Genomic DNA, 9,504 nt, shown 5'->3' with positions numbered 1-9,504 from the left:
CGTACCCACCGGGGCCGGCTCCGAGGACAACGACGTCATAGTGTGAGGTCACGATAATTCTCAGGTAGTCGATTCAGATCAGGTCAGTGCTTCCACAGACTGGGGCTTTCGGCCGTGCGGCATGAGGAGAGTCGCGGCGAGTCCGACTATCGCCAGACCTGCTGCAACGAAATAGACTGTTGTGTAGCCAATTCCAGCGTAAATAGGCGTTCCGTCGGCAACCGTTGCAATGTTCAGGGCGAGGATGGCAAAACCAATCTGTACAGCAACAGCACTGCCGACGGATCCCACCACATTGACCGTCGAGGCTGTGACGGCCTGCAGTCGAACCGGCGCGGCGGCGATCACCAGGTTGGGTATTGCCGCACTGATCAGACCGGCCCCGAATGCGTATACCAAGTATGCCAACAGTATCGGCCAGAATTCCTTGTGGGAGAGGGCGAGTGATGCGGAGCCGATCGCCATCAAGGCGAAGCCGATCCAGTTCGGCAGGCGTGCGCCCCGACGTTCTGCGATTATGCCGACAAGCAACCCCATTGCGACGGTGGCCACGCCGGCCGGTGTGGTCAACCGCGCCATGTAGCTTGCGCTTTCCCCCAACCCGTAGGTAACGCCGAGGGCGATGGGTGTCTGAACGATGAAGGACAACAAGACGAATTGGAGAACGATGACGGCCTGGCCGGTAAATTGCGCGACCAGTGTCGTCACGACAGCGCGACCACGCAGCACCGCAATGTCGATCAGTGGGTTCTCGATTCGCTTTTCGTATCGAGCCCATCCGATGAAAATTGCCACCGCGGCGATGGCGCAGAGAAGTGTCTTCCACGACGTCCAGCCCCACGTTCCGCCTTCGCCGATGCAGTACAGGAGGAGTGCGATCGAGAGCCCGAGCATGATCCCACCAACCCAGTCGATGGACGTTTTCACTCGGATCGGGGACTCGGGAACAACGAGCATGACCAAGGCACCCAAGAGCACAGGGAAGAGTGCCAATGCGAAGAACACTCCGCGGAATCCGAAATTGTCGATCAAAACTCCGGCAATGACAGGACCGGTGATCGTGGTGACACCAATTCCAGCGGTTGTCATGCTGACCGCCATCGCCAGCATCCGCTTCGGGAAGATGTCGCGCATCAGCGAGTAGGTTATCGGCACGATTGCAAGACCGAGTCCTTCGACGGTACGGCCGACTAGTACTACGGAGAAGGTCGGCGCGATTGCGACGATCAGCGAGCCTGTTGCCATGCAGGCGGTTGCGATCAGAAGCCATTTCTTCTTACCGTCTCGATCTGCGAGCTTGCCGATCAACGGTGCGCTGATAGCGCCGGAGAGTGTGAACAGTGTTGACACCCAAGCGATGTTCGAGGTCTCGAATGAACCAGCCATGCTGGGGAGTGCGGGCGTCACCAGATTGAACGCGTATGCGACTTCTTCGGACAGAAGGCAGAGGATCAGGAGGATTCCGACCCAGCCGGCGGTTGATCGATTTCCCACGCCTTCTATCGCGAGAGTGGGGTTTGCGGAGGAAGATTCCGATGGAGTCGAGGAAGGATTATCCGTGGATGGAGCGGTCATCGTGGCTCCTGCATCTTTCTGACGGGAAGACGGGGCAGTGAGCGGGACAGTCGGCGCGGCGAGTGTGCAGACCCACTGAAGCATTTTGTGATGTGAGGCACAGTAAAATGGATCGATTGATTCTGTCAAGTGATCCACTAAATTTTTCCCAAGAAAATTGCAAAAGCGCGCACGGAGACGGCGCGTTCTGTGGATGGTGGATCCGCAACCCTACCTGGGAAGATCCATCCGCAAAGCTAGGTCCGGGTTGGATCCATGAGTGACTCGAGTCCGCCTGCGACAAAATCCGCCAGTGTGTCGAATCGACCGTTGGATAGCGCGCGAGATCCCTCGATGCTTGCGTCCGACCATCGTGCCGCCATCACGATCAGCGTGTTCACGGTGAGTGACCAGTTCAGTTCGATCGCGGTGTCGTCGGCTGCGGGGTAGGCGCGTTCGAGTAGTTTGCGCAGCAACTCTGCTGTGTCGTCCTTGACGGGGAATAGCCGAGGATCGTTGGCGAGGCTGAGTTGTCCACAAATAGTCAGCCACCGAACACCTTTGTCAGGTTCCTGATCGAGGAACTGGCGATACGGCAGTGCCAGGAGATCGACGATCTGCCTCGCTGTCGGAACGGTGTCGGAATCGACCATGTTCTTGGCCAGGCGATGAATGTGTGCGAGTACTTCGGCGCCGGAGTCGAGGAGGACGGCGTCGAGGATCGCGTCCTTGGATCCGAAATGATAGTGCGCGGATGCTGCTCCCAATCCGGCTTCGGCATTGATCGCTCGAATCGAGACGGCCTCGACTCCCTCTGCTGCGAACAGCTTTGCCGCTGAGTCGATCAGAGCACGGCGAGTTGCTGCGCCGTCGCGTGGACTGGATCGTGGCATTTCCGCAACCTTTCGGTTTGTTGACCCCATCATATCGCGATGTCGCGGCCTGATTTCCGGCCTGCTGACCCGGTGATGTCTGAGTAGATCTCAGTCGATTTAGAGAATGCACTTGATTGAATCACTTGATCCACATAGGGTGATGTGACAGCAGCCACACGAATGGCAATCGATGCCGGGTTGTCAAAGGCGCGAACCTCGTACTTGCATGTCGGACTGTCAGAAGGAGATCGGAATGGCCACGCACACAAGCGAACAGCTGACCGAAGTAGTGGAACCGGAGTCACTCGACCCACGGTTGGCGATCGACATTTTCACCGTCATGGCCCGTGCGCGTGCGATCGAGGACGCGGTGCAGATTCACATCCGGGACCACGGATTTGCCGGATTTTGGCATCCGGGCAAAGGGCAGGAAGGTGCTGTCGCTGGAGCGGTGGCAGCGATGCGAGACGACGACTATCTGTTCTATCAGGGAAGAGGAGCCACATGGCCGCTTGCCAAAGGGATGACGATGGGGCCGATCATCGGTGACCTGCTTGGAAAAGTGACAGGTTCTACCGGCGGAAAGGGTGCCGGCGTTCCTCACTGGGCTGATCCGGCGCTGGGAATCATGGGGGAGGGTGCGACGCTGGGTTCGGTGTATCCGGTGGCAGCAGGCGCGGCATTGTCGGCGCAAATGAGAGGCACTGGGCAAGTTGCGCTGGCGGACTTCGGCGACGGGACGGCGGCACGTGGCACCTTCCATGAAACTCTTCTCGAGGCATCGCGGTGGAAACTACCGCTGGTCTACTTCTGTGAGAACAATGGAATCTCGGTAACCACCCCATTTGAATCTGTGAGTCCGACACGCACTATCGCCGAACGCGCGACTGCATACGGGATTCCCGGCGTTCGCGTCGATGGTCATGACGCCGTCGCTGTCTACCATGCGACAAAGGCTGCGATTGATCGAGCGCGCGATGGTCAGGGGCCGTCGTTGATCGAGGCAGTCGTCACCCGTGTCGGTGGACACTGGGAAGGTGACGCGCAGAAGTATCGCCCGGAAGACTTCCTGTCGACGTACCGAGATCCGTTGGACATCATGCGTTCTCGACTCGATGCTTTGCTGGCCGACCAGATCGTCGCCGCAGCGCGTGCGGAAGTTGCCGAAGCGCTCGCCGAGGCAGAAGCCGCTCCTTTGCCTGACCCCTCCGTTATCATGAAGGACGTTTTTGCATGACTATCACTGACGACACGTCTGTCAACCGCACGGCTCCGGAAACTACGGTGCAAAGCTACGAGGCAGCACAGGGTGCGGCGATTGCCGAAGAGATGCGCCGTGACCCCTCGGTGTTTCTCATGGGGCAGGACATTGCCTCAGGCGGGTTCTTCGGCGGAACCCGAGGCCTGGTAGAGGAATTCGGCCTGGACAGGATCCGAAACACCGGAATCACCGAAGCATTCATGGTGGGTGCAGCTGCCGGTGCCGCCATGACCGGAATGCGTCCGATCGTTCAGTTGGGGTTTGCAGACTTCAGTTTGATCGCCGGGGACGAGATCTTTCAGAAACTGGGTAAGTGGCGCCATATGCACGGTGGTCAATTCGAACTTCCCGCTGTCATCATCATGCCGATCGGGCCGAGCGGTGGTGCAGGACCAGAACATTCGGGTTCGATGGAGATGCTACCGATGCATTTTCCGGGACTCAAAGCAGTTGTCCCGTCCAATCCTGCCAACGCGAAAGCCCTACTCAAGGCCGCAATCCGGGACCCAAATCCTGTTCTGTACTACCCGAGCAAGCAGCTCAACTTCAAACGGGGTGAGGTATTCACCGATCCCGAGTACGTAATGCCCTTGGGTAAAGCATCGATTCCACGGCGCGGCGACACAGTAACCGTCATCAGCTATGGATGTATGGTGCCTCGCTCGCTCGAAGCAGCACTCGTGCTGGCTGCGGAGGGTATCGAACTCGAGGTCGTCGACCTGCAGACGCTGGTTCCGCTGGACCACGACACGATCATCGCGTCGGTGATGCGGACCGGGCGGGCGATGATCGTTCACGAGGCGCCGAGAACCGCTGGTCCTGGCGCCGAGATCGCTGCGCTCATCCAGGAGCGTTGCTTCTACTGGCTCCACGCTCCGATCGCGCGTCTCGGTTCTGTGGATGCGCCGATTCCGGCGAGTCGGTTCCTCGAAGATCATTGCTTCCCAAGTGTTTCCGACATCATCGAGACGGCCCGTCACCTGGTTCGCGACTAATTACTCGACTACGAGGACATTCACCATGCTCACACTATTCGACGTCCACATGCCCCACATGGGGTCGGTGGAATTCGCGTTGCTCACCGAATGGCTGCTCAAGCCTGGGGACAGGGTCGCCGAGGGCGATCCGCTTTGTGAGGTGTCGACCGACAAGGTCGACACCGAAGTCGACTCGCCAACTTCGGGAATCCTCATCAGCTACGTTGCCGCAGTGGATCAGGAGGTTCCTGTCGGTGACGTCATTGCTCGATTTGCCTCACTCGACGCCGACCCGGTAGCCGTCGCGCAAGCCATTGCCGGTGAAGATGCAGTCGGTGAAGATGTCGCGCCGGCGGCGCCGACATCGGGTCCGATCGCGGGTCCGTTCCCGATTTCGCCGGATCGGGCTCTCGAGAGCGCGGCCCCGACAGTCGCCGCCGAGGGTTCTCGCCCACCCAACGATTCACTGGTGTTGGCTGCGTCGTGGTTCTCTCCGGTCAATCGTCCGCCCGAAGGAAGTCGACGCCTCCGCCTCGATTCGGGCTCGACTGATATGTCGCTGGAGAGCAAGAGCGAATTCTTGCCGGGAGCCAGGGATCGAGTACCGGAAGATGCTGACACCGTGGCGATTCCCGCCGGATACGAGGCGGTGACCTACACGGCTATCGAACACACTCGCCTGCGTAGGGCAATCGCCAAGAATCTGACAGAATCGTGGAATACGGCTCCTCAATTGACGGCGCAGGTTGATGTCGATTTCACTGCGGTCTCAGTAGCCCGAGCGAAGATCAACCGTGAGAGATCAGCTCGAGGTGAAGGGAAACTCAGTTTCCTTCCCTTTGTCGGTCACGCACTGTGCCGGGCGCTCGCAGACCACCCGGATGCCAATGCCACGTTCACGGACAAGCACCTCGTGCGATGGAACACTGTCAACCTGGGAATTGCCGTGGACACTCCGGACGGACTGATCGTCCCCGTCATACGTGATGCGCAGAATCTCGAACTGGAGGCACTGTCGGACGCAATAGTCGCGACCAGTAGTGCGATACTCTCGGGTTCCGCGCAGCCGGAGGATCTTTCGGGCGGAACAATTACGATCAGCAACTCGGGAAGTGTCGGCGGCGTGGTCTCGACTCCGATCCTGACTCGTCCGCAAGTTGCCTCGATCGGTCTCCCAGCCATCGTGCGTACCCCCGTCGCGCGAAAGAGCGTCGACGGTGAATCCGAGCTCCTCACCATCAGGCCCATTGCACGACTCGGATTGACCTTCGACCACAGGGCATTCGACGGCGCCGAAGCCTTGCGCACGCTGATGTCCGTACAGAAGTATCTCGAACAATGGCCGACAAAATCGTAGGCACTTCTCGACGTGAGGACATCAGATGAGGGCAGCAGTGCTTCGAGGTGGAGACGTCATACTTGCCGACATTCCGGAGCCGTCACCGGGACCGAATCAGCTTCTGGTGGAGCCGATAGCCACCGGGATCTGCGGCAGTGATCTTTCGGCCTGGCAGCACACCGATGATTTCCTGGCTGCGCATCGTGAGGCGGACGTGCCGGGAGCGCTGTTCGATCCGGCGCACGATGTTGTATTCGGACACGAGTTCACTGCAACGGTGACCGAGTTGGGAACCGGAGTGGTCGACTACGCAGTCGGTGACCGTCTGGTGGTTCTGCCGTGGGTCGTTGACGACGATGGATTGACTCATACAGTCGGATACTGCAATTCGAAGCCGGGAGGGCTGGCTGAAAGGGTTGTTATCCAGGCTGGAGGGCACCTGCACATCCCTCCGGACGTGGATCCGGTTACCGCTGCAGTGACCGAACCTCTCGCTACTGGTGTTAACGCCGCGCTGCGTTCACGAATCGTTGCCGGCGCCGCCGCAGTGGTGACCGGTTGCGGGCCTGTGGGACTCGGCGCAGTCATCGAATTGGCGCAACGTGGCGTTCACCCCATCGTCGTATCCGACCCTTCGGAACTTCGACGAACTGTGGCTTTGGCGTACGGGGCCGATGTGGCAGTCGATCCGAGGCACTCGGATCCACTGAGCACACTTGCAGGAATGATTCCGGCAGATACCGAAGTATTTGTCTTCGAAGCATCCGGAGCGCGGAATCTACTGGGTTCCTTGATGTCTGTCGTTCCACCGTTCACGCGCATTGTGATTGTCGGATCGGCAATGGAGCACGAGTCGATTCGACCCGTAATCGGGATTCTCAAGAATGTGAGTTTGGAATTCGTGGGTGGTCCGGGGCGTGGAGAACATACGTACCAAGCGTTTTCCCGAACTTTCGAACATATCGTGGAGCGTCGTTTCGATCCGGGATTGATGGTCACGGGCTTTGCCGGGCTGGATGCGGTGAGTGAGGTGTTCTCTGCGCTGCGCCCGGCCGCGGGTGACGAGATAGAGCACGTGAAGGTTTTGGTTCGGCCCGACCTGCCCGCCGGTGCGGGTGTGGTGCGTTGTGGCGTCGAGTAACGGACTATGGGATGAGGACGTTGTAATGAATGAGGTTGAATCAATAGCGGAGAGCGAGCAGTTCAACGCCGACTTGGTTCGGTCCAGGTTGGTCGAGATGGGCGAGTTGGGTACGGGCGAGGAACTGACTGTGCGACTATTGGCAGGCGGTCGATCCAACCTGACGTTCGAGTTGGCGAGTAAGTCGAGAAGATGGATTCTGCGTCGTCCGCCGATCGGTCACCGTCTGGAGACTGCTCACGACATGGGTCGGGAAGTGACCGTTCAGCGAGCCCTCGCGGAAAGTGCTGTCCCGGTTCCGCGGATCGTGTTCTCCGAGGAGTTCGACGCGACATCGGGTGGAAGTTTCTACGTCATGGACAAGATCGAAGGTCAGGTGTTGCGAACCGATGACGACTTCGCTTCCGTGGACGAGGGCAATCGCTCCGAGTTGGCGCATCGCTACGTCGATTGCCTGGCTGCACTGCACACGCAAGACTTTCGTAGCCTGGGTTTGTCTGGTTTCGGTAGGCCGGAGGGTTACCTCGAGCGCCAGGTACGGCGATGGAGCAAGCAGTTGGCGTCGTCGAAGTCCCGCGATCTTCCGATGTTGGAAAAACTGGGGGCGCGGGTCGCGTCGTCGATTCCGGGGCAGTCTGCAACCTCGATCGTTCACGGCGACTTTCGATTCGACAACATGATTGTTCGGTTAGGTGCCCCGTCGGACATTGTCGGAGTGCTGGATTGGGAGATGTCAACACTGGGTGATCCGTTGACAGACTTGGGTTTAGTCCATCTGTTCTGGTCGGGATGGGCGGGTATCGATAATCCGATTGCCGGGACGCCTTCTGCGCATGAGGGTTTCCCCTCGTTCGACGACCTTGTCGAAAGATATTCCCTAGGCACCGGGTTCGATACCGATGCGCTGCAGTGGTATTCGAGCTTCGCATTCTACAAGATGGCGGTGATTCTGGAAGGCATCCATCTTCGCTTCGTCAATGGGGAAACAGTCGGCGACGGTTTCGAGGACATCGGCTCGATGGTCGTTCCTTTGGCAGAGCGCGGGCTCTCGGCACTTGCGTAGCCGAAAATTGTTGTGAAACAGTAATTTCTGATCTCGGTCGTACTCGGCCCACGAAGGGTGAAGGTGTGTGACATGGACTTCGAGTTCGACGCGAAGACTATTGATTTGAAGGAACTCGCGTCGGCATTCATGGACGAGTTCGTTTTTCCTGCAGAGCATTTTTTCCACGACAACCCGGAAGCTGGGGATCGGCAGTGGGAGCGTCCGGCGGTGATGGCGGAGCTGAAGGAACACGCGAAGGCGCGGGGGTTGTGGAATTTGTTTCTTCCGCACGATCCGCGTGGTGCGGGACTGTCGAATCTGCAGTACGCACCGTTGGCCGAGGTAACGGGTTGGAGTCCTGAGGTTGCGCCGGAAGCGTTCAACTGCAACCCGCCCGATACCGGGAACATGGAGTTGCTGACGCTGTTCGGGACTGAGGCGCAGAAACATCGGTGGCTCGATCCGTTGTTGAACGGTGACATCAGGTCGGCGTATTGCATGACGGAGCCGGATGTGTCGTCGTCTGATCCCGCGAACTTGACCTGCTCAATCACTGATGAGGGTGATTGTTGGAGGATCAATGGACGTAAGTGGTGGTCGACCGGCGCTATGAGCAGCGATTGTGCGTTGTTGATCGTGATGGGGGTGTCAGATCCTGATGCGGATCCGCGGTCGCGCCACAGTTTGGTTCTGATTCCGCGTGAGACTCCCGGCGTGCGTATTGTCCGGGGGCTGAAGATGTTCGGCTTCACTCACGGTGCCCATGGCGGTCACGCGGAGGTGCATTTCGAGGACGTGCTTGTTCCCAAGGACCACATGCTCGGCGAGCGTGGTCGGGGGCAAGCGTTGGCGCAGGCCAGACTTGGTCCGGGGCGCATTCATCACTGCATGCGCATGATCGGGATGGCAGAGCGTGCGATCGAGTTGATGTGCCGCCGGGCGAACGAGCGTGAGGCCGTTGGTAGGTCTTTGGCGGATCAGGGGATCATTCAGCATTGGATTGCGCAGTCCCGTGTGAAGATCGATCAGTTGCGGTTGTTCGTTCTGCGGACTGCGTGGTTGATCGACACAGTTGGGGCGCGTGAGGCGCGTACGGAAATTTCGGCTATCAAGGTGGCTGCCCCGGATGCTGTGGGTTGGGTGATCGACAAGGCAATTCAAGTGCACGGCGCCGGCGGAATGACGCAAGACTATCCGCTGGCGATGTTGTGGGCGCAGGCTCGGACCATGCGTTTCATCGACGGCGCTGACGAGGTTCATCGGATGGTCGTCGCGTCACGAGAATTGCGCCTTCATCGATAGCGGTCCGGGT

General features: G+C 59.0%; 8 protein-coding genes. 6 read left to right on the top strand and 2 right to left on the bottom strand.

The features are described 5' to 3' along the window. Nucleotides 1–78 precede the first annotated feature (78 nt). Together QM609_RS28145 and QM609_RS28140 are read right to left on the bottom strand one after the other, a co-directional pair. Nucleotides 79–1,575: an MFS transporter gene (locus QM609_RS28145; RefSeq protein ID WP_228232243.1), complete on the bottom strand. Its 1,497-nt coding sequence runs from the start codon at nt 1,573–1,575 to the stop codon at nt 79–81. A gap of 236 nt (nt 1,576–1,811) precedes the next feature. Further along, entirely contained in the window at nt 1,812–2,447 is a 636-nt protein-coding gene (locus QM609_RS28140) for a TetR/AcrR family transcriptional regulator (RefSeq protein ID WP_228232242.1), read from the bottom strand. A 235-nt stretch (nt 2,448–2,682) separates the two neighbouring features. Between QM609_RS28140 and QM609_RS28135 the strand changes: the two genes are divergently transcribed. The 6 genes from QM609_RS28135 (at nt 2,683) to QM609_RS28110 (ending at nt 9,494) form a co-directional block, all read left to right on the top strand. Next, the gene (locus QM609_RS28135; protein WP_050656427.1) at nt 2,683–3,666 is read left to right on the top strand and encodes a thiamine pyrophosphate-dependent dehydrogenase E1 component subunit alpha; all 984 of its coding nucleotides are present in this window, start codon (nt 2,683–2,685) and stop codon (nt 3,664–3,666) included. Next, nucleotides 3,663–4,685 carry an alpha-ketoacid dehydrogenase subunit beta gene (locus QM609_RS28130; protein WP_007735418.1) on the top strand — a complete coding sequence of 341 codons (1,023 nt, stop codon included), beginning with the start codon at nt 3,663–3,665 and terminating at the stop codon, nt 4,683–4,685. Before QM609_RS28135 ends, QM609_RS28130 begins: the two co-directional genes overlap by 4 nt. A 25-nt stretch (nt 4,686–4,710) precedes the next feature. Then, complete coding sequence (locus QM609_RS28125) at nt 4,711–6,024, top strand: dihydrolipoamide acetyltransferase family protein (RefSeq protein ID WP_030538054.1); 1,314 nt, start codon at nt 4,711–4,713, stop codon at nt 6,022–6,024. Nucleotides 6,025–6,049: 25 nt separating this feature from the next. After that, a complete protein-coding gene (locus QM609_RS28120; protein ID WP_050656410.1) occupies nt 6,050–7,147 on the top strand; it encodes an alcohol dehydrogenase catalytic domain-containing protein in 1,098 nt (365 codons plus the stop codon). Between the two features lie 25 nt (nt 7,148–7,172). Beyond that, on the top strand, nt 7,173–8,210 hold the full coding sequence (locus tag QM609_RS28115; RefSeq protein ID WP_030538055.1) for a phosphotransferase family protein: 1,038 nt from the start codon (nt 7,173–7,175) through the stop codon (nt 8,208–8,210). 72 nt (nt 8,211–8,282) lie between these two features. Next, entirely contained in the window at nt 8,283–9,494 is a 1,212-nt protein-coding gene (locus tag QM609_RS28110; RefSeq protein WP_283337631.1) for an acyl-CoA dehydrogenase family protein, read from the top strand. Nucleotides 9,495–9,504: the final 10 nt, after the last annotated feature.

It is taken from the genome of Rhodococcus sp. IEGM 1302, assembly GCF_030056935.1.
Taxonomy (GTDB): Bacteria; Actinomycetota; Actinomycetes; order Mycobacteriales; family Mycobacteriaceae; genus Rhodococcus_F; species Rhodococcus_F qingshengii.
The sequence above is the reverse complement of the archived record's forward strand: the minus strand, read 5'-3'. Positions and strand labels throughout refer to the sequence as shown.